Source organism: Mycobacterium adipatum (assembly GCF_001644575.1).
Lineage (GTDB): Bacteria > Actinomycetota > Actinomycetes > Mycobacteriales > Mycobacteriaceae > Mycobacterium > Mycobacterium adipatum.
In genome coordinates this window covers 2378663-2399714 of record NZ_CP015596.1, presented here as the reverse complement: position 1 = coordinate 2399714, position 21052 = coordinate 2378663, and the positions used below count along the sequence as shown (strand labels likewise).

Here is a 21052-nt window from a genome sequence, read left to right as displayed (position 1 = left end):
GCGAGAAGGGCACAACATTGAGTACGACAGGAAGCACTGCAGGCCGGGTCGCCGGCAAGGTCGCATTCATCACCGGCGCTGCTCGCGGCCAGGGCCGTAGCCACGCGATCCGACTCGCCGAAGAAGGCGCCGACATCATCGCCGTCGACATCTGCAAGAACTACGACACCGTCGGTTATGCCATGGCCACCGCCGAGGACCTCGAAGAGACCAAGAACTACGTCGAGAAGACCGGCCGCCGGATCGTCACCGCACAGGCCGATGTCCGCAACGAGGCCGAGGTGCGGGGCGCGCTGGAGGCAGGCCTGGCCGAGTTCGGCAAGGTCGACATCGTCGTCGCGCAGGCCGGTGTCGCTGCCATGAAGGGCCAACCGCCCATGCAAGCCTGGACCGACGGCATCAACACCAACTTCGTCGGCACCATCAACGCCATCCAGGTCGCGCTGCCGCACCTGGCCGAGGGCGCCTCGATCGTCGCGACGGCCTCGGCGGCCGCGTTGATGGACGCCCACAACAAGCCCAACCCAGGTAACGACCCCGGCGGGATGGGCTACATGGTCAGCAAGCGACTCATCTCCGAGTACGTGCATTACCTGGCCACCGAGCTCGCGGTCCGCGGGATCCGGGCCAACGTGATCCACCCGACCAACTGCAACACCGACATGTTGCAGAGCGAACCGATGTACCGGTCGTTCCGCCCGGATCTACCGAACCCGACCCGCGCCGACGCCGAGCCGGTCTTCGGCGTGCAGCAGGCCATGAAGGTCAACTACATCGAGCCCGAGGACATCAGCAACGCGGTGCTGTGGCTGGCGTCGGACGAGTCCCGTTTCGTCACCGGAATGCAGCTGCGCGTCGACGCCGGCGGCTACCTCAAGTGGTACGACTACCACGTCTGATGACGCGGCCAATCTCTCGGAAGGAGCTGGTGCAGTGAAGGTTTCGGTCGACGGAAGCCGCTGCCAGGGACACACCCTGTGCGCGATGATCGCTCCGGATTCGTTCAAACTCGATGACGTCGACGGCCACGCCTCACCCACCTCGGATGTGGTGCCGGCCGACCAGGAGGAAGCCGTCACCGAGGCCGTGCACTCCTGCCCGGAACAGGCCATCGTCATCGAATGACATGACCACACCCAAGCGCCATCCACACCAATAACCAAGGGAGACACCGCCGTGAGTGTCGACGACGTCACCAGCGATGACGCGCGTAAGCGAAACAGGTACCACTTCGACCGGCACACACCCGAGTACCGGTTGCAGTTCGAGAAGATCACCGAGGAGATGCAGTCCCGGTGTCCGATGGCGTGGACCGACGTCTACGACGGCCACTGGGTTGCCGCGGACAGCAAGCACGTCTTCGAACTGGCCCGCTGCCCGGTCGTGTCGAACGATCACGACCTCACCGGCGAGGGCACCGGCTACGACGGCATCAGCATCCCCGTCGCCAGCCGCGCCAAGACGGTACGCGGCGGCATCCTGGAGATGGACGAGCCCGACCACAGCACCTATCGGGGGCACTCAACCCATATCTTTCCCCGGCAGCCATCAAACGCTGGGTACCGTTCGTCGACGAGATCACCCGGGCCGCCCTCGATGAACACATCGAGACGGGGAGGATCGACTTCGTCGACCACCTCGCGAACGTGGTCCCCGCGGTACTGACCCTGGCCATGATGGGTCTGGACCTCAAGAAGTGGCAGGTCTACAGCGAACCCACGCACGCATCGGTGTACACGCCGGAACACTCACCGGACCGCGAGAAGGTCAACGAGCAGCACCGTGAGATGGGCATCGATCTGCTCACCAACATGTTCGCGTTCAAGGAGAACCCCAAGCCCGGCCTGATCAATGCGCTGCTGCAACTACGCATCGACGGCGAACCCGCGCCCGATATGGAGATTCTGGGCAACCTGGGCCTGATCATCGGCGGCGGATTCGACACCACCACGGCGCTCACGGCGCACGCCTTGGAATGGCTGGGCGAGAACCCCGATCAGCGCACTCTGCTCAGCCGTGAGCGGGAGACCCTGCTCAACCCCGCCACCGAGGAATTCCTGCGGTTCTTCACCCCCGCCCCCGGGGACGGCCGTACCTTTTCCGCGGACGTCGAGGTCGAGGGCACGCAGTTCAAGGAGGGCGAGCGGCTCTGGATCTCGTGGGCGATGGCCAACCGCGACCCGGCCGTGTTCGAGGACCCCAACACGATCATCATGGACCGCAAGGGCAACCGGCACTTCAGCTTCGGCATCGGCGTACACCGCTGTGTGGGTTCGAATGTGGCCCGGACCGTGTTCAAGTCGATGCTGACGGCGGTGCTCGACCGGATGCCCGACTACGTGTGTGACCCGGAGGGCACCGTGCACTACGACAGCATCGGCGTCATCCAGGGGATGCGGAACCTGCCCGCCACGTTCACCCCGGGCAAGAGACTGGGTCCCGGTCTGGACGAGACGCTGGACAACCTGCAGCGCATCTGCGACGAGCAGGAGCTGGCTCGGCCGATCACCGAACGCAAGGACACCGCCGTCATCGACTGGAAGTGATCGGCACCGACCTCGCGCAACCGGGAACTTCACCCGGTTGACCAGCGTTACCTGTGGGTAAAGAGACTTGCGTGGGGCACCGTCGCTCCTGTTAGCCTTTTGATCACAAGGTATGTAACAAATTAGATGTCCTCCACGACATGGAGGATGTCGCCCGAATCAGTCGGGTGGGGAAAGGTAAAACCACATGCTCAAGGTGTCGCGCACGAAGCTTGCCGTCGTGATCGGCGGTCTGGCTCTGTCGGTGCCGATGTCGGTCGGGATCGCCTCAGCCCAGCCCGACCTCGGTCCGGTCATCAACACGACCTGCAACTACGACCAGGTGATGGCCGCCATGAACGCGGAACGTCCCGACCTGGCCGCCCAGTTCAACGCCCAGCCGATGGCGTTGGGAATGCTGCGCAGCTTCCTGAACTCCAGCCCGGCGGACCGCCAGGGCACGGTCAACCAGATCGCCGCCTACCCGGGCGCGCAGAGCTACCTGGGGGCCACCCTGCAGCTGGCCGGGAGCTGCAACAACTACTGAGTTCGCCAGCCGAAAAAAGTCCCGCTTTCCGATGCCGGAAAGCGGGACTTTTTTGCGTGGTGCTAGCCGCGGGGCAACCCCAGCACCTGCTGGGCGATGATGTTGCGCTGGATCTCCGAGGTCCCACCGGCGATCGTCCCGGAGAAGCTGCGCGCGTACCGCTCGAACCAGCTCGCGTAGTAGTGGTCCAGGTTCATGTGGGCGTAGGGCCCGCTGAACGACGGGTGGATCAGCCCCTCCGGCCCGGCTGCGACGAGCGCATTGTTCGCCGCGCGCAGCTCCGCCTCGGCCCCGAGCAGCTTGGGCACCGACACCGCGGCCACGTCGACCTCGCCGCGTGCCGCTTTGGCCAGCCCGACCGATCCCAGCAACCGCAGCGCCTGGTAATCCATGATGGTCGACGCCAGCTGATCGCGCTCCAGCGGTGTAGATGGTGTGAAATCGCCGATCGAGTTGGCGATCCGGTCGGCAAACCCCAGCCACATCATGGTGCGCTCGTGCCCCAGCGACCCGTTGGCCACCTTCCAGCCGCCGTTGAGCGGGCCGACGAGGTTCTCCGCCGGGACCCGCACATCGGCGAAGAAGACCTCGTTGAAGTCCTTGTTCTCCTCGCCGGTGAGGTCGGCGAACGGCCGGCACACCACCCCTTCGGTGTCGGTGGGAATGATCAGCACGCTGATGCCCTTGTGCTTGGGCGCGTCGGGATCGGTGCGCACGAAGGTCAGCAACCAATCCGCGTCGTGCGCACCCGAGGTCCACACCTTCTGGCCATTGACGACGAACTCATCCCCATCGAGCACGGCCTTGGTGCGTAACGACGCCAGATCGGACCCGGCGCTGGGCTCACTCATCCCCAGCGAGGCGGTGCGCTCTCCCTTGAGCACCGGAACCGCCCACTGTTGTTTCTGCTCGTCGGTTCCGAACGTCAGCAGCGAGGCCGCGATGATGTTGACGCCCTGGGGGTTGAAGCTGTGGTAGATCCGTCGCCGGCACAGTTCTTCCAGGTGCACGAAACTCTGCAGCACCGACGCGTTGCGGCCGCCGAACTCCGGGGGCTGGGCCGGTAGCAGCCAGCCGTTGTCGAACAACAGTCGTTGCCAGTCGCGTGCCCATTGCGGCATGTGCGACACCGAGCGCGGACGCTCCAGAGTGTCTGCCGCAGAGGGCAAATGCTCGTCGAGAAAGGCCGAGAACTCGGCGCGGAAGTCTTCGACGTCGGGATCAAATTCGAGTTGCATCAAACTCCTCGGCGATGAGGGCGCGGTGTTCAGCGGCACCGCCGAGCAGCAGCTCGCCGGCCTTGGCCCGCTTCAGCGCGAACTGAAGGTCGTTCTCCCAGGTGAAGCCCATGGCTCCGAAGGTCTGCAGGCCGTGCTGGAATACCAGCGTCTGGCACTCTCCCGCACTGGCCTTGGCCATCGCCGCGGCGATCCGGCGGCGCGGGTCATCGGCGGCGATGGTGAGCGCGGCGAAATAGGACAGCGCCCGGGCCCGCTCGATCGCCACGTACATGTCGGTGGCCTTGTGCTGGAGCGCCTGGAACGACCCGATCGGCACCCCGAACTGGTGCCGGCTCTTGGCATGTTCGAGCGCAAGATCCAGGATGCGCTGGCACGCCCCGACCATCGTGATGGCCATCCCCATCAATGCGATGTGGCGGGACCGCTCGACCAGCGCCAGCGCGGCGGCGGGTTCGAGGTCGAGGCGATCGGATTCCTGCACGCGCACCCGGTCGAAGGTCACCTCGGCGACGTGCAGCACCGGGTCGAACACATCGCGTCGACGGGTGCGCACCGGGCCCGGCTCGATCACGAACACACCCGCGGGTGTGACCACCGCAAGTTGCTCGGCGCGGTCGCCGTCCAGGACGAACGCGTCGGTTCCGTCCAGCACCCAGCCCTCCCGGCTCCAGTTGGCGCTGACGCCCTGATACACCGCGGCCCCGGCCTTGGCGGCGTCATACCGGTCGCCGGCCAGTGGCGCGAACTGGGACAACGTGGCCAGCAGCGGTGTCGGGTCGGTGGCCCGGCCCAGTTCCTCCAGCACGATGGCGAGTTCCACTGCGTTCTGCGGGTCGGTCAGCTCGGTCCACCCGGCGTCCAGGTAGGACTGCCACAACGGGATCGACGCGTCCTCTTCGCCCCGCCCTTCGGCGATCCCCCGGACCAGCGATGCCGGGCATTGTTTGCCCACCGCGTCGCGCACCGTCTCCTGCCAAAGCCGCTGATCAGAGTCGAACTCCAGAAGCATCTGGCACCTCCCGCCTGCACTAGTTCCGTCATCAGGAGAATAGCATTCTCCTCATTGGTGGAGGCATTCTCCTGCTTCGGCTACGTGATTTCACCATATCGACGCTGTGCGACCGACCAGCGCACACTCTCACCAGGGGCGATGTAAGCGATCTGCTGGAGAACAATATTCTTGCTATTGAAGAACAAGGATCTACACTGAGCCACAGGATGGTCGCTCTCGCGCGCCCATCGCCCGGCATCCGAGCTCAACGATGGGACCACGATGAAAGAACTGCAGGACGGCGCGGGCGGTGCCGCTACGGGCGTGCTGGTTCCCGTCATCGACACCAGCGTGCACATCTTCGTCGAGTCGAACAAGGACCTGCGGACGAACTTCCTGAAGGAGCCGTTCCGCAGCCGCGGCTTCCCGGACTACGAGATGGACTGGTACGGCGCGCCCGGCGGGGAGTACGCCCCGCGCACCAAGGGGCCCGATGGCCAGTACCCCGGCTCGGACCCGGCCGTCGTCGCCAAGCACCTGTTCACCGATCGCGGCGTGGACATCGCCATCTTGCATCCGATGACGCGCGGCATCATGCCCGACCGCCACCTCGGCTCGGCGCTGGCCGCCGCGCACAACGAGATGATGGTGACCCGTTGGCTGGAGCATGACGAGTTCGGCGAGAGTTTCCGCGGCACCATCCGGGTCAATCCGGACGATATCGCCGGCGCGCTGCGCGAGATCGCGAAGTACAAGGACCATCCTCGCGTGGTGCAGCTCGGCATTCCGCTGCAGTCCCGCGAGCTTTACGGCAAACCGCAGTTCTGGCCACTGTGGGAAGCTGCCGTCGACGCGGGTCTTCCGGTCGCCGTGCACTTCGAGGTCGGCTCGGGTGTCGCGCTACCTCCGACCCCGAACGGGCTGACCCGCACCTACGAGCAGTACGTCGGGTTCACCGCGCTGAACTACCTCTATCACCTGATGAACATGATCGCCGAGGGCGTCTTCGAGAAGTGGCCCGCGCTCAAACTCGTCTGGGCCGACGGCGCCGCCGACCTGCTGACCCCGTTCATCTGGCGGATGGACTGCTTCGGCCGGCCGCACCTGGAGCAGACACCGTGGGCGCCCAGGATGCCCAGAGACTATCTGCCCGAGCACGTGTACTTCGTGCAGGGGCTTCTGGACGGCCCCGGCGACGTCGACTTCGCGGGTGAGTGGGCCGGGTTCACCGGTAAGGACGACATGGTGATGTACGGATCCAGCTACCCGCACTGGCAACTGAACGAACTGTCGGTGCCGCGCTCCTATAGCGCGGAACAGCGAGACAAGTTGTGCTGGCGCAACGCAGCCGAACTGTATGGCATCCAATCACCGGTCATATCGTCCGCAGCTGCGGCACAGTAGAGGTATTGAGGAGGCTTCATGACCACCACGGCCAACCCACGGATACCAGCCCCCGAGCGCATCGCGGTGCGGTGCATCGATTCCGATGTCCACCCCGCGCCGCGATCCGGCGAACTGGGCCAGTACATCCCCGAGCCCTGGCGCAGCAGGTACTTCGGCACGCACAAGGTCGGCGACCAGATCTACTATGACGCACCCGATTACGCGCACTCATATGCGATGCGGCTCGATGCCTTCCCGCCCGACGGTGAATTCGCCTGCAGTGACCCGGAGCTGGCGTTCAAACAGCTGATCATGGAGGCCGGCGCAGATATCGCGGTGCTCGAACCGGCCGCCTACCCGGCGCGCATCCCCGAAGCCCAGCACGCGATGTCCATGGCGCTCAACGACTGGCAGGCCAACCACTGGCTCGACAGCCACAACAATTGGCACGAACGCTGGCGCGGTTCGATCTGCCTGGCCATCGAGGAACCCGAGCACAGCGTCGAAGAGATCGAACGCTGGGCAGACCATCCGTACATGGCGCAGATCCTGATCAAGGCGGAGCCGAGGCCGTCTTGGGGCAATCCCAAGTACGACCCCATCTGGGCGGCCGCGGCCAAACACGACATCCCGGTCAGCTGCCATCTCTCGCGCAGCCACTACGACGAACTGCCGATGCCACCGGTCGGATTGCCCAGTTACAACCACGATTTCATGGTCACCTACTCGCTGTTGGCGGCGAACCAGGTGATGAGTCTGATCTTCGACGGCACCTTCGACCGGCATCCGACGCTCAAGATCGTCTTCGTCGAGCACGCGTTCACTTGGATTCTGCCGCTGATGTGGCGGATGGACGCGCTGTATGAGGCACGCAGATCGTGGGTGGACATCAAGCGCAAACCCAGCGAGTACGTCAAGGACCACATCAAGTTCACCACGCAGCCGCTGGACTATCCGGAGGACAAGACCGAGTTGACCCGCGCCTTCGAGTGGATGGAATGCGAGAAGATCCTGTTGTTCAGCAGCGACTATCCGCACTGGACGTTCGACGATCCGCGCTGGCTGGTCAAGCACCTGCCCGAACACGCCCGCGAGCCCATCATGTTTCGCAACGGGATGGCGACCTACCGCAACATGCCGGACACCGTCCCGGCACTTGAGGGCCAGGTCCGGGTCTTCTGAAACATGGCGGACAGCAGCGAAACGACCCGGGATCACAACATCGTCAAGGCACCCCGGCTCGCCCAAGGACGTGAACATGTCGTCGCCACGGTCGACGAGATTCCCCATGGCTCACACAAACTGGTCCCGATCGGCCGTCACGGCGTCGGGGTGTACAACGTGAACGGCACCTTCTACGCGATCGCCAACTACTGTCCGCATGAAGGCGGGCCGTTGTGCTCGGGGCGCGCACGCGGACTCAACATCGTCGACGAGAACGTGCCCGGTGACGCCGTGATGGTGCGCGACAAGGAGTACATCTTCTGCCCGTGGCATCAGTGGGGCTTCGAATTGGCTACCGGGACCACCGCGGTCAAGCCGGAGTGGAGCATCCGCACCTATCCGGTGCGCGTGGTCGGCAACGATGTGTTGGTGCAGGCGTGAACGGCGAAAAGTCCGTCGAGATCAACGGCGGCAACGTCGTCTATGAAATCCTCGGCGACACCGGTGAATTGATCGTCCTGACACCGGGCGGACGCTTCAGCAAGGATATTCCCGGTCTGCGGCCCCTGGCCGAGGCGCTGGTCGAGGGCGGTTATCGGGTGCTGCTGTGGGACCGGCCCAACTGCGGCAAGTCCGACGTCGCGTTCTACGGGCAGAGCGAATCGCACATGCGCGCCGAGACCCTGCACGCACTGGTCACCACGCTCGACGCCGGGCCGTGCATCATTCTCGGTGGTTCCGGCGGTGCCCGGGACTCGATGCTCACCGCCATGCTCTATCCCGAGATCGTCCGCACCCTGGTGGTTTGGAACATCGTCGGCGGGGTGTATGGCTCCTTCGTGTTGGGTGGTCACTACGTGACCCCGAGCATCCTGGCCGTCCGCGGACTGGGCATCGAGGGCCTGTTGAGCGTGCCGGAATGGAAGGAACGCATCGAGGCGAACCCGGCCAATCGGGCACGCCTGCTCGATCTCGACGCCGACGCCTTCCTCAAGGTGATGTTGCGCTGGCTCAACGCCTTTGTGCCCAAACCGGGCCAGACCATTCCCGGTGTGCCCGACGAGATGTTCGACAACATCACCGTGCCCACCCTCATCATCCGGGGCGGCGAGAACGACTGGGATCATCCCAAGCGGACGTCGTTGGAGGTGAGCTGCCTGATCAAGGGTTCCACGCTGATCGATCCACCGTGGCCGGAGGACGCCTGGGAACGGGCCGGCGAGAAGTTCGCGCAGAGCGGCGGAAAGACGTTCTGCCTGTTCGACACCTGGGTCCAGGCGGCGCCGCGGATCCTCGAGTTTCTGCGTGCCGCAGGCGGATCCCGATGACCTCAGGTCACCAGGATGCGTACCTCACTGTTCAGCGAAGCCTCCAGCGCGGTATGGATCCGACTCTCCGGCACCCGCTGCAGATCGGCGCGGCGCAGCGTCACCTCGACCACATCCCAGCCCGCACCACTGGGATACCGATGCACCTGCCCGGTCAACCCGAACCCGGCCAGCACACCGTGCGCGTCGTCGTCGGTGCCGTGGCTCACGAATGTCACCACGCCCGCGACGGGCTCGGTACCGAATGCTTTGGTGCACAGCGAGAGAGCCGCCTCTTGCAGCGCCACCGCGTCGGGTCCGTCCATCAGCAACTCCGCCTCCCGCCGGGCCGCCGGCAGAACCGACAGGTCGTTGCCGATCACCCGGGCACCGATTCCGGCCGCCAGCCGGGTCAGCTCAGCCATCCCACTGCGCAATTGGCCGGCGCTCAGCCGGCCCTCCGGGTCGACGCCGATCCGTACCACTGCCGTCCGCATGCAGGGAAGGGTAGCCGGATATGAGCACGGCGATGAACACCGAACTGACAGTGGCGACGTGGCCCGGTCTGACACCACGGCTGTTGTGGGCCGGCGACGGCGCCGAGTCGCGGGCGCAGTACCTCGATTCGGGTGGCTATCAGGCATGCGGCGACACCGCCGCACTGCTGGCGGTGATCGCCGACGCGGGTGTGCTGGGCCGCGGTGGCGCGGCCTTCCCGATGGCCGTCAAACTGACCACGGTGCGCAACGCCGCATTGCGCGGTGTGGACACCGTGCTGGTGGCCAACGGGGAAGAAGGCGAACCGGCGTCGGTCAAGGACCGTTGGTTGCTGCGCAACCGGCCGCATCTGGTCCTCGATGGGGTGCGTCTGGCGGCGCAGATCATCGGAGCCCGGCACGCCCATGTCTACGTCTCCGACGGTGCTGCCGAACACGCGGTGCGCGCGGCGCTCGGCGAACTCCCCTCCGATGCGCTCGACGGTGTCACGGTCAGCGTGCGAACGGTGCAACCGGGCTATGTGGCCGGCGAGGAGTCAGCGGCCGTCCGTGCCATCAACGGCGGGCCGGCCAAACCGACCGACAAGCCGCCGAGGGTTTTCCAGGTGGGCGTCGGCGGGCTGCCGACCGCCGTCTGCAACGTCGAGACGCTGGCCAACCTGCCCTTCGTCCAACGACACGGTGCCACCGCATACCGCGCGGCCGGCACCGACGACTCCCCCGGCACGTTCCTGGCCACCCTGACCGGCGGCGGCCGCGCACCGGGACTGTACGAGGTGCCATTCGGTGTCGCCGCAGCCGATCTGATCGCCCTGCACGGTATCCCGGCCGAACAGGTGCGCGGAGCCCTGATGGGCGGATATTTCGCCGGCATGCTGGACCGGCGGGTCCTGGGAGCCACCCTGGACCATCGGTCGCTGCAGGCACTCGGCAGTGGGCTCGGCTGCGGCGCGGTATCGGTGATCACCGAGGAGGACCCGATCGCCGTCGCCGCCGCTGTGCTGGCCTATTACGACCGGGAGAACGCCGACCAGTGCGGCTCGTGTTTCAACGGCACCGCGGCGATGGCCGCGGTGGCGGCGGCGCTGCGCGATGGCACCGCCGACGCCGAGGACCTCGCCCGGTTGCGGCGGTGGTCGGTGGTGCTGCGCGGCCGCGGCGCCTGCGCGACCCTGGATGCCGCCTGCAACATCACCGCCAGCTTGCTCGCGATGTTCGGTGACGACATTGCTCGCATGCTCGACGGCACGGGTAGCCCGTCGACCTATCGGCCGCTGCGCCCCTTCGAAGTGGAGGCACTGTGAACGAGCGGATGCGGATCAAGCTCGACCGCACACTGTGCGACGGCTTCGGAATCTGCGCCAAGCACGCCCCGGACTATTTCTCGCTCGACGACTGGGGGTACGCCGTGCTGGTCGGTGACGGCGTCATCCCCGAGCAGGATCGCGCGGCCGTGCAGCGCGCTCTACTGGACTGCCCGGTGCACGCGATCCTGGAGATCGCCGAACGTCGTCCCGACGATCCGCCGCCGCCGTCGCTGGCTGAACCGGACTTGGACAACCTGCGGGTCGACACCGGCGCAGCCCAATGGGATATGACGCGATGAGCCGGCTTCCGCTGCCGCAGCTGACATTCGACAACGAGTTCTTCTGGACCTCGGGAGCCGACGGGGTGCTGCGCATCCAGGGTTGTGACGACTGCAAGTCGCTGATCCACCCGCCGCAGCCGGTGTGCCGGTACTGCCGCAGCCACAATCTGAGCCCGCACGCGGTGTCCGGCCGGGCCGTGCTGTCGGCCTTCACCGTCAACGAGCGGTTCTCCATCCCCGGGCTGCCGGCGCCCTACGTCGTCGCGCAGGTCGCGATCGAGGAGGATCCGCGGGTCCGACTGACCACCAATATCGTCGACGCCGAACCCGCCGCGCTGGAACTCGGTCGCGTCGTGGAAGTCGTCTTCGAGCAACACGACGACGTGTGGTTGCCGCTGTTCCGGCCGACGGCCGAACCCGAGACTGGGCCACTGCCCGACGACGAGATCGCCCCGCAGGACTTCGGCATGTTCGTCCGGCCGCGGTTGACCGAGAAGAAGTTCGAGGACGCGGCAGCCATCACCGGTATCGGGGCATCCAGGATCGGCCGTCGTCTGATGGTGTCGCCGCTGTCGTTGACGATCGAGGCCAGTGAGGCCGCGATCGCCGATGCCGGGTTGACCTTGGCCGATATCGATGGTCTGTCGACCTACCCGGCCATGGATGCGATGGGGATGGGCGAGGGCGGGTGCACGGCCCTGGAGAACGCCCTGGGCATCCGGCCGACCTGGATCAACGGCGGGATGGACACCTTCGGGCCGGGCGGTTCGGTGATCGCCGCGGTGATGGCGGTCGCGACCGGGATGGCCCGTCACGTGCTGTGCTTCCGAACCTTGTGGGAGGCCACCTTCAACCAGCTGATGAAGGAGGGCAAGGTCTCGCCACCCGGCGGCGCCCGGGTCAACAGCTGGCAGGCGCCGTTCGGGGCGACATCGGCCGCGCACACCCTGGCGCTCAACGCGCAGCGGCACTTTCACCGGTACGGCACCACCAAGGAGACCCTCGGTTGGATCGCCCTGAACCAGCGGGCCAACGCGGCGCTGAATCCGACCGCGATCTATCGCGATCCGATGACCATGGAGGACTATCTCAACGCCCGCCCGATCACCACACCGTTCGGACTCTACGACTGCGATGTGCCGTGCGACGGCGCGGTGGCCGTCGTCGTCTCGGCCGTCGACGCCGCCGCGGACGCCCCGAAGAAACCGGTGTACTTCGAGGCGGTCGGCACCCAGATCATCGAACGCACCGACTGGGACCAGACGACCCTGACCCACGAGCCGCAGGTGCTCGGGCAGGCCGCCCATCTGTGGACCCGAACCTCGCTGCGTCCCGGCGATGTCGACGTCGCGCAGTTGTATGACGGATTCACCTTCAACTGCCTGTCCTGGCTGGAGGCACTGGGCTTCTGCGGCATCGGCGAAGCAAAGGACTTCCTCGACGGCGGGACCGCCATCGCCCGCGACGGCGTGATCCCGGTGAACACCCACGGTGGCCAGCTCTCGCACGGCCGGACCCACGGCATGGGCCTGGTGCACGAGGCGGTGTCCCAGCTGCGCGGGGAGGCCGGCGAGCGTCAGGTTGCCGACGCCCGGGTCGCCGTGGTGAGCAGTGGCGGCCTGACCCCCAGCGGTGTGATGCTGCTGCGAACCGATGGTTGAACCGCGGGTGGTGATGGTCGGCGGGGTCCCGATGTCGGCTCTGGTCGCCACCGTCGCCGAGCCGCGTGCGGTGATCGTTGCCATCCACGGTGGCGCGACCTCCTCGGTGTATTTCGACTGCCCGGGCCGGCCCGATCTGTCGCTGCTGCGGACCGCCGCGGCACAGGGTTTCACCGCGATCGCCCTGGACCGTCCCGGCTACGGTGCGTCCGCGCTGTACCAGGACACCATGGCCGAGCCGGCTGACCGGGTGGCGCTTGCGTCCGGGGCGGTGGACAAGATCCTCGGCGACGGCCCCCGCGGCGCGGGCGTCTTCGTCTTCGCGCACTCACTGGGATGTGAACTGGCACTGCGCATGGCGATCGAGTACGCCGACGTGCTCGGCGTCGAGATCGCCGGCACCGGGCTGCGCTACCACCGCGCGGCTCAAGAGATCCTGAGCCAGGCGACGCTGACACGCCGGCCTGCCGGGTTACGGGAGCTGTTGTGGGAGCCCGCGGAACTGTATCCGGCCGAGGTGCTGACCGGCGCGCTGTCCGCGCCCGGAGTCGCCTACGAGGGTCCGGTGACCTCGAACTGGTCGCGCCGGGACTTCCCGGAACTGGCGGCACGGGTTCAGGTCCCGGTGCAGTACAGCGCCGCCGAGCACGAACGCGTTTGGGATACCTCGGCCGCAGCGCTGCGCGAGATCACGGCGCTGTTCGGGTGTGCGGCGATCTCGATCAACGAGATGCCTTCCAGCGGACACAATTTGAGCGTCGGCTTGTCGGCGCGCAGCTACCACCAACAGGTGTTGTCTTTTGTCGAGGAATGTGTCGCCGCCCGTTGCGGCGGCGCGAAGGAAGCGGAGGCTGGATGATGCGCGTCGGATTCATCGGACTGGGCAGTCAGGGCGGGCCGATGGCCCGCCGCATCGTCGAGGGCGGTTTCGAACTGACGCTGTGGGCGCGGCGGGCGGCGTCGCTGGAACCCTATGCCGACACCGCGGCCAAGACGGCGGGCACGCCGGCCGAACTGGGTGCGGCGAGCGATCTGGTGTGCCTGTGCGTCGTCGGTGATGACGATGTCCGCGAGGTGATCTCGGGCGATGACGGTGTGCTGGCCGGGATGGCTCCCGGCGGCATCATCGCGATCCACAGCACGGTGCATCCCGATACCTGTTCGGAGATCGGGAAATTGGCTGCCGCCAAAAGGGTATCGGTGATCGACGCACCCGTCAGCGGTGGTGGACCCGCCGTCGAGGCAGGAACCCTGCTGGTGATGGTCGGCGGCGACGAGGCCGATGCGGAAAGGGCCCGGCCGGTGTTCGCGACCTACGCCGACCCGATCGTGCATCTCGGCCCGCTGGGCAGTGGTCAAGTCGCCAAGATCCTGAACAACCTGCTGTTCACCGCCAACCTGGGTAGCGCGATGAGCGCACTGGCACTCGGTGAGTCCCTCGGGGTGCCGCGCGAGCGTCTGTGCGAGGTGGTCACCCGCGGCTCGGCCAACAGCAAGGCGCTGGGCAGTATCGCCGCATTCGGCGGCAGCCTGGACAACCTCGCCCCGATTGCCGGCGCGCTACTGCAGAAGGACTGCCGGCACGCCGCCACGCTCGCGGCCAAGGCCTCGGCCGCCGAGGGGGCGGTGTTCGACGCCGCCGATGCCGCGCTGCACCTGATGGACCATCCGCGGTGATGAGCGCTTGCGCGACGAACAGACAACACCGATGAGCGCTTGCGCGAAGAACAGACGGTCCTGATGCGGGTCGGGTTCATCGGCGCCGGCCGGATGGGCGCCCCGATGGTGGGCCGGCTCGTGGGGGCCGGCCACGATGTCCGTGTGCTCGGCCGCACCCAGGAGCACCGCCGGGCCATCACCGACCTCGGCGCCACCGCCGTCGCCGAGGCCGCTGCGGTGACCGAGGGCGCCGACGCGGTGGTGCTCTGCCTGTTCACCGACGAACAGGTACATGCCGTCGCCGATGCGCAACTGCTGGCCGCGATCCCGGCCGGGGCGGTGCTGATCGTGCACACCACCGGTAGCCCCCGCACCGTCGAGCAGCTGCACGGCCTGGCACCGCATATCGAGGTCGTCGATGCGCCGGTCAGCGGCGGTCCGCACGATATCGCCGCCGGGACGGTCACGCTCTTTGTCGGCGGCTCGGAGGCGGCGCTGCGGCGCGCGCGGCCGGTCTTGGCCACCTATGGCGACCCGGTGCTGCACGTCGGCGCACTCGGGTCCGGCCAGAAGGTCAAGCTGATCAACAACACCGTATTCGCCGCACAGCTCGGCCTGCTGGCACGGGCGGCCCAGCTGGCGGACAGCTTGGGGGTCGACGAGGCCGCACTGCTGCGCGCGTTGTCGCACGGCAGCGGTGCCAGCCGGGCACTCGACAACGTCGCACGGGCCGGTTCGGCCGCCGCATTCGTCGCCGCCGTAGGCGAATTCATCGGTAAGGATGTCGCGGTGATCCGGCAGACGATCGCCGAACTGGGGGCCGATCTGGGCGAACTGGACGCGATCGTGGACGCCGGGCTCGGCCGCTGAGTGCGGCCGAAATTGGCAGTTTCACCAATATGCCGATGCGGCTACTGTTAGCGTTACAGTTTAAAAGCCTTCCGTAACGTTCCGGGTGACAGCCGCACCCTCGGACAGCCACCCTCGAGGAGGACCCGTATGACCACCGCGGAACTCGTTTTCGATCCGTTCTCCGAGGAGTACTTCAACAACCCGTTCGAGATCTACCGGCGGATGCGCAATGAGGCACCGCTCTACTACAGCGCCGACCGGGACTTCTACGCTCTCACCCGGCACGAGGACGTGTCGGCCGCGCTCAAGGACTACGAGGCGTTCTCGTCCTCACGCGGCTGCGACCTGGCGATGGTGCAGAGCGAGACACCGCCGCAGAAGTCGATCATCTTCATGGACCCGCCGGATCACCGGCACATGCGCAGCCTGCTCAACAAGGCGTTCACCCCGCGCGCGGTGCAGGCCCAGCGGGACACCATCGTCGAGCAGATCGACCGCTACCTCGGGCAGATCACGTCCGACGAATTCGACATCGTGCAGGACTTCTCGGGTCCGTTCCCGGTGGAGGTCATCACCCGGATGGCGGGCGTCGAGCCCGAGTACCGCCAGATGGTCCGGCACTGGATCGATACCAGCCTGTCCCGCGAACCCGGCCAGTTCGGCACCTCCGAGGCCGGGATGCAGGCCAATATCGACACCGGTATCTACTACTACTCGCTGGTGCAGAAGCGCCGGGAGAATCCGCAGGACGACATGATCAGCCGCCTCATCGCCGCGGAGATCCAGCGCGAGGACGGCCGACTGGACAAGCTGGACGATATCGAGATCACCGGGTTCGCGACCCTGCTCGGCGGCGCGGGCGCCGAAACCGTGACCAAGCTGATCGGTACCGCCATGGTGCTGTTCGCGCGGTACCCCGAGCAGTGGCAGAAGCTGCTCGACAACCGCGAACTGGTGCCCGCGGCCGTCGAGGAACTGCTGCGCTTCGAGGGCCCGGTGCAATACAACGTGCGCTACACGCTCAAGGAGGCGCACGTTCCCAGCGGGGTCATCCCGGCGGGCAAGCCGGTGTTCCTGCTCAGTGCGGCCGCCAACCGCGACACCGACGCGTTCACCGACGCCGACACCTTCGATATCGAGCGCGACCGCACCGAGGCGCAGAACCTCGGGCTCGGGTACGGCATCCACAGCTGTCTGGGCGCGGCGCTGGCCCGCATGGAGAGCGTCATCGCGCTGGAGAAGTTGCTCGAGTTCATGCCCCGCTACGAGGTGAAATGGGATGGCCTGCAACGGGTTCACATGCAGAATGTGGCCGGCTATTCGCATGTTCCGGTGCGAAGGCTTGCCCAATGAGCAAGATCGTGGTCGATTTCGGGCTCTGTGAGAGCAACGGGGTGTGCATGGGCATCATCCCGGAGGTTTTCGACCTCGACGATCAGGACTACCTGCACGTGCTCACCGACGAGGTCACGCCCGACAACGAGGAACGAGTGCGCGAGTCGGTACGGCAGTGCCCCCGGCAGGCGATCGCCATCGTGGAGTAGCCGGCCCGCGTTTCTCCCGCGAGCAGACGCAAAGGGCCGCCCTCAGGGCTCATCTTGCGGCCCTTTGTGTCTGCTCACCCGGCCAGGGCCGCACGTTCGAACAGTGTCTGCATGCGTGCCACCAGCTCCCCCGGGTGCTTGCGCACCTCGTCGACGACCAGCGGGACCGAGGCCCACCCGACCTCCTGGAGCCGCGCCACCTTCATCCTGTCGTGGACGAGCGCGGCCGCCGTGGCGTGCCACTGCATACTGTCGTACTCGGCCACCACGCCGAATTCGGGCCAGGCGAAGTCGACGCGCCACAGTCTGCCCTGTCGGTCGACGATCTCGAATTGCAGTTCGGGCAAGGGCAATCCGCCGTCGATGAACACCAGGCGTGCCTCACTTTCCATCGGCGACTCCGCGCGCCCGTCCGCGTGCGGCAGCAACGCGCGCACCGCGACGATGCCCCGGCGGCCCTTCTGCTGAGCTACCGCCGATGCCATGTCCGCGGCTGTGCACCGCCCGCTGTGTAACGCGGCATCGAGGACCGCCAGCGCACGTGGGCGGCGAAGCGTCCGGGCGAGTTCGACCGCTGTCCACGCCGGCGCGGTGGCGAGCCGGCCATCGACCAGCGCGAGCGGTGCACCCAGGCGTTGGTGCACCATCAGATCGGTCGACGGCCGGATCCGGACACCGGGGTCGAGGATGTGCAGTCGGGTGTCGGGGTCGGTGTCGAATCCGTACAGCGTGGCGGCGGTGTGCAGGCACGCGACGGCACGCTCGCCGATCCGGAGGTCCATGGCGCGCAGGCGGGCGAGATGGTCCGGTGCCACCGCTGCGTAGATGCCGTGCTGGACGCGGATGAGCCGGCCGCTGTCGACCAGCGTGCGCAAGTGTCTGCGTGAGATCACCGCGAGCAGTTGTCGGGTGCTGGCGACGCCGCTGTCCGCCAGTAGCTCGTGCCAGGACATCCCTGGATGGTCGCGCAAAGCGGATCATCGGTACAGCCTCGGGCATTCCCGCCTGGGGATAACCTCGCGAGCAGACACAAAGGGCCGCAAAAGTGAGCTGTTTTGCGGCCCTTTGTGTCTGCTCGCGGGAGGTCAGAAGCCGGAGATGATCGCGCCGTTGCAGTCGGCCGCGGCCTGACGCAGCTTCGCGGCGGCCTGGTACTCGTCGGAGTGATACCACTGCTTGGCCGCCTCGACCGATTCGAACTCCAGCAGTACGGTCTGGGTACCGTGCCACTGCCCCTCGAGTGTCTCGACGGCCGGGCCGAATCCCAGTACGGTGGCGCCGGTCATCGCCTTGCTGGCCAGCTTGCCGTACTCGGCCATGCCGGCCGGATCCTTGATATCTTCGGTGATGATGACATAGCCCTTGGGCATCGACGAAACTCCTTGTGGTCGAGGATGATTGCTTCAGACTTCGTGGATGGCGTTCTCCGGGCAGCACTGGATGGCCTCCCGCACCGCCGCCTCATGCTCGGCCGGTACATCTCCGGGTGCGGCCACCGCCCACCCGTCGTCGGACAGGTCGAACACCTCCGGGCACAGCGTCAGGCACATCCCGTGCCCGGCACACCGGTCCTCGTCGACGGCTACCCTCATTTGACGTCGAACTCCAGGTGCAGGTGCGTGAGCCCGCGCAGGATGAACGTCGGGATGTAGTGGTAGTCGCGGTTGCCCGCCGGGCCGTGCTTCTCCTCGGAGATGCGGATATCGGTGGTGCGGTCCAGCAGCCGCTCCAAGCCCACCCGGGTCTCGGCGCGGGCCAACGGGGCACCCGGGCAACTGTGAATGCCCCGCCCGAACGCCAGATGCTGGCGGGCGTTCTTGCGTGCCGGATCGAATTCGTCGGGATTGTCGAAGCGGCGCGGATCCCGGTTGGCGGCGCCGTTGACCACCATGACGGTGCGCCCCGACGGTAACTGTTGGTCCCCCACCATCACCGGGCATCGCGATAGCCGGAAATCCCCCTTGACCGGGCTCTCGAAGCGCAACGCCTCCTCGATGAAATTGGGCAGCAGGCTGCGGTCCGCACGCAGCTGTTGCTGGATGTCCGGACGGTCCCCGAGGACCTTGAGTGCGGTGCCGAGCAACCGGACCGTGGTCTCCTGTCCGGCCGAGAACACGTTGGTGGCCACCCGTGCGACGTCGCCGGGGGTCGGCGTGGTGCCATCCGGGAACACCGCCGTAGCCATACCGGTCAGGATGTCCTCGCGGGGATTGCTGCGCCGATCCTCGATATACGCCTCGAACTGTCCGTACAGGAACTCCAAGGGGCTGTGCGACAACGAATCCCCGCCGGTGTTGCCGATACCGCCGCCGGAGTTCTGCGAGATGCCGTCGACGAAGGCGGTGCGGTCCTCCGGTGGGATTCCCAGCAGGTCAGCGATGACCAGCAGCGTGAACGGGCTGGCGAAGCCCTTGATGAACTCGCCGTTGCCGGGCGCCAGGTACTCGTCGAGCACCTCGTCGGCCAGCTGCCACATCGCGTCCTCGTTCTCCTTGAGGCGCTTGGGCGTGATCAGCCGCATCATCAGCGAGCGGTGGTTGGTGTGCACGGGCGGGTCGAGGGTGGGCAGCTGATCGCTGAACGGCAGTTCGTCGCGGTGCTTTTCGATCAGCTCGGCGACATCGTCGCGGCCCTCCAGCGGGACCGGGAAGCCGGGGAACGGGCCGGTGACCGACGTGCACGACGAGAACGTCTCCTCGTCGTTGTACACCGAGACGGCCTCTTCCCAGCCGGTGACCATGGTGACGCCGTAGATGTCCTCGGGCTGCACGGGGCACTGGTCGCGCAACGCGTTGAAGTACGGGTAGGGATCGGCGACCAGACGCGGGTCCTTGAACCAATCGATGCCGGCGGGATCGATCGCCATATCGTTCACTCCGTTTCTGACGGGCAGTGCCCAGCCGATGAGAACGTGCCTCTCATCTATGAGTATTACATTTCCACAGTGCCGCTTTGTCGTCAACGAGGGCGAACGCCTGATCGATGCGCTCAAAGCACCATCTCGGAGAACCATATTCTCAAAATGTTGAGCATTCGCTCAACACATCGGCGCCGGAGCCCTATCCTGCGCTGAGGTGCAGGATTCGGCAAGGACGGGATGGGCGATGACAGCGGACGCCGATATCCAGGCCCCGGCCGACGGGGACGCCCAGCTCGCCCGTCCGTGGGCGCCCCACCGGCGTCGGGCGTATATCGCCCTCACCGCGATCACCGGCATTGCCTTCAGCACCGCAGTCATCGGCGTCGGCACGGGGCTGTTACCCCCCAGCTTCACCGTCGACGTCGCGGCCAACCTCGCGTTCGGACTGCCGGTCATCGTGCTGCCACTGGTGTATTTCTGGACCGCCCGGGGCGAGCGGCGCTCACGGCTGCAGCGGGCCGCCGAGCTGACGATGATCTACCTGCCCTACACCGCAGGCAGCCAACTCGGGTACGAGACCATCTTCCTCATCGGCCATCCGCTGCACTGGTGGACCCCGACCGCCGACCCCGGCTGGAAGTGGCTGTGGTGGCAGTACGGTCTCGCCGACACCCGCTACACCAGTGCCAATGCCTGGATTTTCGGCCTGGAGCTGATCGGCGTCATCACCGGCACCATGCTCTTCATCGTGTGGCTGCGGCTGATGCGTACCGACCTGCCGACCGAATCGCGCATCAGGTGCCTGTGGCTGGCGTTCACGGGTTGCGCCATGCTGATCAGCAGCACCGGCGTGTACTTCCTGTCCGAGGTCCGGGCCGGTTTCGGCGATATCGGCCAGGGTGCCTTCGGCCTCTGGTTCAAGTTCATTGCCGAGAACGTGCCGTTCATGATCCTGCCGTTCTTCGCGCTCCTGGCGATACACCGCCAGATCGATCACCTGACCCGCCGCGCCGGTCCGCTCTGATCAGCCCCGCCGGCGCCACGCCGCAGTGACGACGCTCGCTCCGAGGGCGCAGGCGAACATTCCGAGCACGCCATGCCGCACACCGCCGGACGCGCCAAAGGCCCACAGCTGCAACCCGCCTGCGATCAGGGCGAGCAGACCGAAGGCCAGCGCGGCCGCGCGTAACGCCATCAGACCAGTCTGCCACTCGTTTTAGTTACACTCTG

At 66.5% G+C, this 21052-nt stretch carries 24 protein-coding genes and 1 pseudogene; 17 read left to right on the top strand and 8 right to left on the bottom strand.

The genetic code is table 11. The features are described 5' to 3' along the window. The first annotated feature begins 17 nt into the window (after positions 1-17). From A7U43_RS11430 to A7U43_RS11415, 4 genes and pseudogenes are all read left to right on the top strand, one after another. Positions 18-899 carry a mycofactocin-coupled SDR family oxidoreductase gene (locus tag A7U43_RS11430; RefSeq protein WP_067994923.1) on the top strand — a complete coding sequence of 294 codons (882 nt, stop codon included), beginning with the start codon at positions 18-20 and terminating at the stop codon, positions 897-899. Positions 900-933: 34 nt separating this feature from the next. Further along, positions 934-1125 (top strand): ferredoxin, encoded by a 192-nt coding sequence (locus A7U43_RS11425; protein ID WP_067994920.1) that lies wholly within the window; start codon positions 934-936, stop codon positions 1123-1125. 51 nt (positions 1126-1176) lie between these two features. Continuing rightward, positions 1177-2546 (top strand): annotated as a pseudogene (locus tag A7U43_RS11420) (cytochrome P450). Between the two features lie 187 nt (positions 2547-2733). Continuing rightward, entirely contained in the window at positions 2734-3072 is a 339-nt protein-coding gene (locus tag A7U43_RS11415; protein WP_067994918.1) for a hemophore-related protein, read from the top strand. A gap of 62 nt (positions 3073-3134) precedes the next feature. On the opposite strand, the gene A7U43_RS11410 is transcribed toward A7U43_RS11415, so the two are convergent. After that, positions 3135-4310: an acyl-CoA dehydrogenase family protein gene (locus A7U43_RS11410; protein ID WP_067994915.1), complete on the bottom strand. Its 1176-nt coding sequence runs from the start codon at positions 4308-4310 to the stop codon at positions 3135-3137. Next, on the bottom strand, positions 4294-5322 hold the full coding sequence (locus A7U43_RS11405; protein WP_067994912.1) for an acyl-CoA dehydrogenase family protein: 1029 nt from the start codon (positions 5320-5322) through the stop codon (positions 4294-4296). Before A7U43_RS11405 ends, A7U43_RS11410 begins: the two co-directional genes overlap by 17 nt. A 264-nt stretch (positions 5323-5586) precedes the next feature. Here A7U43_RS11405 and A7U43_RS11400 point away from each other — a divergent pair, with 264 nt between their 5' ends. The 4 genes from A7U43_RS11400 to A7U43_RS11385 are packed head-to-tail and all read left to right on the top strand — an operon-like array spanning position 5587 to position 9182. Further along, positions 5587-6708, top strand: a complete 1122-nt coding sequence (locus A7U43_RS11400) for an amidohydrolase family protein (RefSeq protein WP_067994909.1) — start codon at positions 5587-5589, stop codon at positions 6706-6708. An 18-nt stretch (positions 6709-6726) separates the two neighbouring features. Beyond that, positions 6727-7872, top strand: a complete 1146-nt coding sequence (locus tag A7U43_RS11395) for an amidohydrolase family protein (protein WP_067994906.1) — start codon at positions 6727-6729, stop codon at positions 7870-7872. A 3-nt stretch (positions 7873-7875) separates the two neighbouring features. After that, entirely contained in the window at positions 7876-8295 is a 420-nt protein-coding gene (locus A7U43_RS11390) for a Rieske (2Fe-2S) protein (RefSeq protein ID WP_067994902.1), read from the top strand. Further along, on the top strand, positions 8292-9182 hold the full coding sequence (locus A7U43_RS11385; protein WP_067994899.1) for an alpha/beta fold hydrolase: 891 nt from the start codon (positions 8292-8294) through the stop codon (positions 9180-9182). Before A7U43_RS11390 ends, A7U43_RS11385 begins: the two co-directional genes overlap by 4 nt. A 2-nt stretch (positions 9183-9184) precedes the next feature. Here A7U43_RS11385 and A7U43_RS11380 read toward each other — a convergent pair whose 3' ends face one another. Further along, positions 9185-9658 carry a hypothetical protein gene (locus tag A7U43_RS11380; RefSeq protein ID WP_067994896.1) on the bottom strand — a complete coding sequence of 158 codons (474 nt, stop codon included), beginning with the start codon at positions 9656-9658 and terminating at the stop codon, positions 9185-9187. Positions 9659-9678: 20 nt separating this feature from the next. Here A7U43_RS11380 and A7U43_RS11375 point away from each other — a divergent pair, with 20 nt between their 5' ends. The 8 genes from A7U43_RS11375 to A7U43_RS11340 all read left to right on the top strand — a co-directional run bounded on the left by A7U43_RS11375 (position 9679) and on the right by A7U43_RS11340 (position 16962). Further along, on the top strand, positions 9679-10962 hold the full coding sequence (locus tag A7U43_RS11375) for an NADH-ubiquinone oxidoreductase-F iron-sulfur binding region domain-containing protein (RefSeq protein WP_067994893.1): 1284 nt from the start codon (positions 9679-9681) through the stop codon (positions 10960-10962). Between the two features lie 8 nt (positions 10963-10970). Then, positions 10971-11264: a ferredoxin gene (locus A7U43_RS11370; RefSeq protein ID WP_068002463.1), complete on the top strand. Its 294-nt coding sequence runs from the start codon at positions 10971-10973 to the stop codon at positions 11262-11264. Next, the gene (locus tag A7U43_RS11365; RefSeq protein ID WP_067994892.1) at positions 11261-12907 is read left to right on the top strand and encodes a thiolase C-terminal domain-containing protein; all 1647 of its coding nucleotides are present in this window, start codon (positions 11261-11263) and stop codon (positions 12905-12907) included. The genes A7U43_RS11370 and A7U43_RS11365 overlap by 4 nt, the downstream gene beginning before the upstream one ends. Continuing rightward, positions 12900-13766, top strand: a complete 867-nt coding sequence (locus A7U43_RS11360) for an alpha/beta fold hydrolase (RefSeq protein WP_067994889.1) — start codon at positions 12900-12902, stop codon at positions 13764-13766. The genes A7U43_RS11365 and A7U43_RS11360 overlap by 8 nt, the downstream gene beginning before the upstream one ends. Then, on the top strand, positions 13766-14584 hold the full coding sequence (locus tag A7U43_RS11355) for an NAD(P)-dependent oxidoreductase (protein ID WP_068002462.1): 819 nt from the start codon (positions 13766-13768) through the stop codon (positions 14582-14584). Before A7U43_RS11360 ends, A7U43_RS11355 begins: the two co-directional genes overlap by 1 nt. Before the next feature lie 63 nt (positions 14585-14647). After that, positions 14648-15436: an NAD(P)-dependent oxidoreductase gene (locus A7U43_RS11350; RefSeq protein WP_068002459.1), complete on the top strand. Its 789-nt coding sequence runs from the start codon at positions 14648-14650 to the stop codon at positions 15434-15436. Between the two features lie 129 nt (positions 15437-15565). After that, a complete protein-coding gene (locus A7U43_RS11345; RefSeq protein ID WP_067994887.1) occupies positions 15566-16771 on the top strand; it encodes a cytochrome P450 in 1206 nt (401 codons plus the stop codon). Next, positions 16768-16962: a ferredoxin gene (locus tag A7U43_RS11340; RefSeq protein ID WP_067994882.1), complete on the top strand. Its 195-nt coding sequence runs from the start codon at positions 16768-16770 to the stop codon at positions 16960-16962. Before A7U43_RS11345 ends, A7U43_RS11340 begins: the two co-directional genes overlap by 4 nt. A gap of 74 nt (positions 16963-17036) precedes the next feature. Here the strand turns inward: A7U43_RS11340 and A7U43_RS11335 are convergent, their stop codons facing one another. The 4 genes from A7U43_RS11335 to A7U43_RS11320 form a co-directional block, all read right to left on the bottom strand. Continuing rightward, positions 17037-17915 carry a type IV toxin-antitoxin system AbiEi family antitoxin domain-containing protein gene (locus A7U43_RS11335; protein WP_067994880.1) on the bottom strand — a complete coding sequence of 293 codons (879 nt, stop codon included), beginning with the start codon at positions 17913-17915 and terminating at the stop codon, positions 17037-17039. Positions 17916-18047: 132 nt separating this feature from the next. Next, positions 18048-18332, bottom strand: a complete 285-nt coding sequence (locus A7U43_RS11330; protein ID WP_067994877.1) for a DUF1330 domain-containing protein — start codon at positions 18330-18332, stop codon at positions 18048-18050. Positions 18333-18365: 33 nt separating this feature from the next. Beyond that, the gene (locus A7U43_RS11325; RefSeq protein WP_067994875.1) at positions 18366-18554 is read right to left on the bottom strand and encodes a ferredoxin; all 189 of its coding nucleotides are present in this window, start codon (positions 18552-18554) and stop codon (positions 18366-18368) included. Next, the gene (locus A7U43_RS11320; protein WP_068002455.1) at positions 18551-19828 is read right to left on the bottom strand and encodes a cytochrome P450; all 1278 of its coding nucleotides are present in this window, start codon (positions 19826-19828) and stop codon (positions 18551-18553) included. The genes A7U43_RS11325 and A7U43_RS11320 overlap by 4 nt, the downstream gene beginning before the upstream one ends. 238 nt (positions 19829-20066) lie before the next feature. Between A7U43_RS11320 and A7U43_RS11315 the strand changes: the two genes are divergently transcribed. Continuing rightward, positions 20067-20846 (top strand): emopamil-binding protein, encoded by a 780-nt coding sequence (locus A7U43_RS11315; protein ID WP_067994872.1) that lies wholly within the window; start codon positions 20067-20069, stop codon positions 20844-20846. Here A7U43_RS11315 and A7U43_RS30060 read toward each other — a convergent pair whose 3' ends face one another. Next, positions 20847-21017, bottom strand: coding sequence for a hypothetical protein (locus A7U43_RS30060; protein WP_197500000.1), 171 nt, complete (start codon positions 21015-21017; stop codon positions 20847-20849). Positions 21018-21052 lie beyond the last annotated feature (35 nt).

What these genes read in the sequence shown, in the direction of transcription:
- A7U43_RS11415 (WP_067994918.1), top strand. Translation starts at nt 2,734, where the DNA reads ATGCTCAAGGTGTCGCGCACGAAGCTTGCCGTCGTGATCGGCGGTCTG.
- A7U43_RS11410 (WP_067994915.1), bottom strand. Translation starts at nt 4,310, where the DNA reads ATGCAACTCGAATTTGATCCCGACGTCGAAGACTTCCGCGCCGAGTTC.
- A7U43_RS11405 (WP_067994912.1), bottom strand. Translation starts at nt 5,322, where the DNA reads ATGCTTCTGGAGTTCGACTCTGATCAGCGGCTTTGGCAGGAGACGGTG.
- A7U43_RS11400 (WP_067994909.1), top strand. Translation starts at nt 5,587, where the DNA reads ATGAAAGAACTGCAGGACGGCGCGGGCGGTGCCGCTACGGGCGTGCTG.
- A7U43_RS11395 (WP_067994906.1), top strand. Translation starts at nt 6,727, where the DNA reads ATGACCACCACGGCCAACCCACGGATACCAGCCCCCGAGCGCATCGCG.
- A7U43_RS11390 (WP_067994902.1), top strand. Translation starts at nt 7,876, where the DNA reads ATGGCGGACAGCAGCGAAACGACCCGGGATCACAACATCGTCAAGGCA.
- A7U43_RS11380 (WP_067994896.1), bottom strand. Translation starts at nt 9,658, where the DNA reads ATGCGGACGGCAGTGGTACGGATCGGCGTCGACCCGGAGGGCCGGCTG.
- A7U43_RS11375 (WP_067994893.1), top strand. Translation starts at nt 9,679, where the DNA reads ATGAGCACGGCGATGAACACCGAACTGACAGTGGCGACGTGGCCCGGT.
- A7U43_RS11370 (WP_068002463.1), top strand. Translation starts at nt 10,971, where the DNA reads ATGCGGATCAAGCTCGACCGCACACTGTGCGACGGCTTCGGAATCTGC.
- A7U43_RS11365 (WP_067994892.1), top strand. Translation starts at nt 11,261, where the DNA reads ATGAGCCGGCTTCCGCTGCCGCAGCTGACATTCGACAACGAGTTCTTC.
- A7U43_RS11360 (WP_067994889.1), top strand. Translation starts at nt 12,900, where the DNA reads ATGGTTGAACCGCGGGTGGTGATGGTCGGCGGGGTCCCGATGTCGGCT.
- A7U43_RS11355 (WP_068002462.1), top strand. Translation starts at nt 13,766, where the DNA reads ATGCGCGTCGGATTCATCGGACTGGGCAGTCAGGGCGGGCCGATGGCC.
- A7U43_RS11350 (WP_068002459.1), top strand. Translation starts at nt 14,648, where the DNA reads ATGCGGGTCGGGTTCATCGGCGCCGGCCGGATGGGCGCCCCGATGGTG.
- A7U43_RS11345 (WP_067994887.1), top strand. Translation starts at nt 15,566, where the DNA reads ATGACCACCGCGGAACTCGTTTTCGATCCGTTCTCCGAGGAGTACTTC.
- A7U43_RS11340 (WP_067994882.1), top strand. Translation starts at nt 16,768, where the DNA reads ATGAGCAAGATCGTGGTCGATTTCGGGCTCTGTGAGAGCAACGGGGTG.
- A7U43_RS11335 (WP_067994880.1), bottom strand. Translation starts at nt 17,915, where the DNA reads ATGTCCTGGCACGAGCTACTGGCGGACAGCGGCGTCGCCAGCACCCGA.
- A7U43_RS11330 (WP_067994877.1), bottom strand. Translation starts at nt 18,332, where the DNA reads ATGCCCAAGGGCTATGTCATCATCACCGAAGATATCAAGGATCCGGCC.
- A7U43_RS11325 (WP_067994875.1), bottom strand. Translation starts at nt 18,554, where the DNA reads ATGAGGGTAGCCGTCGACGAGGACCGGTGTGCCGGGCACGGGATGTGC.
- A7U43_RS11320 (WP_068002455.1), bottom strand. Translation starts at nt 19,828, where the DNA reads ATGGCGATCGATCCCGCCGGCATCGATTGGTTCAAGGACCCGCGTCTG.
- A7U43_RS11315 (WP_067994872.1), top strand. Translation starts at nt 20,067, where the DNA reads ATGACAGCGGACGCCGATATCCAGGCCCCGGCCGACGGGGACGCCCAG.
- A7U43_RS30060 (WP_197500000.1), bottom strand. Translation starts at nt 21,017, where the DNA reads ATGGCGTTACGCGCGGCCGCGCTGGCCTTCGGTCTGCTCGCCCTGATC.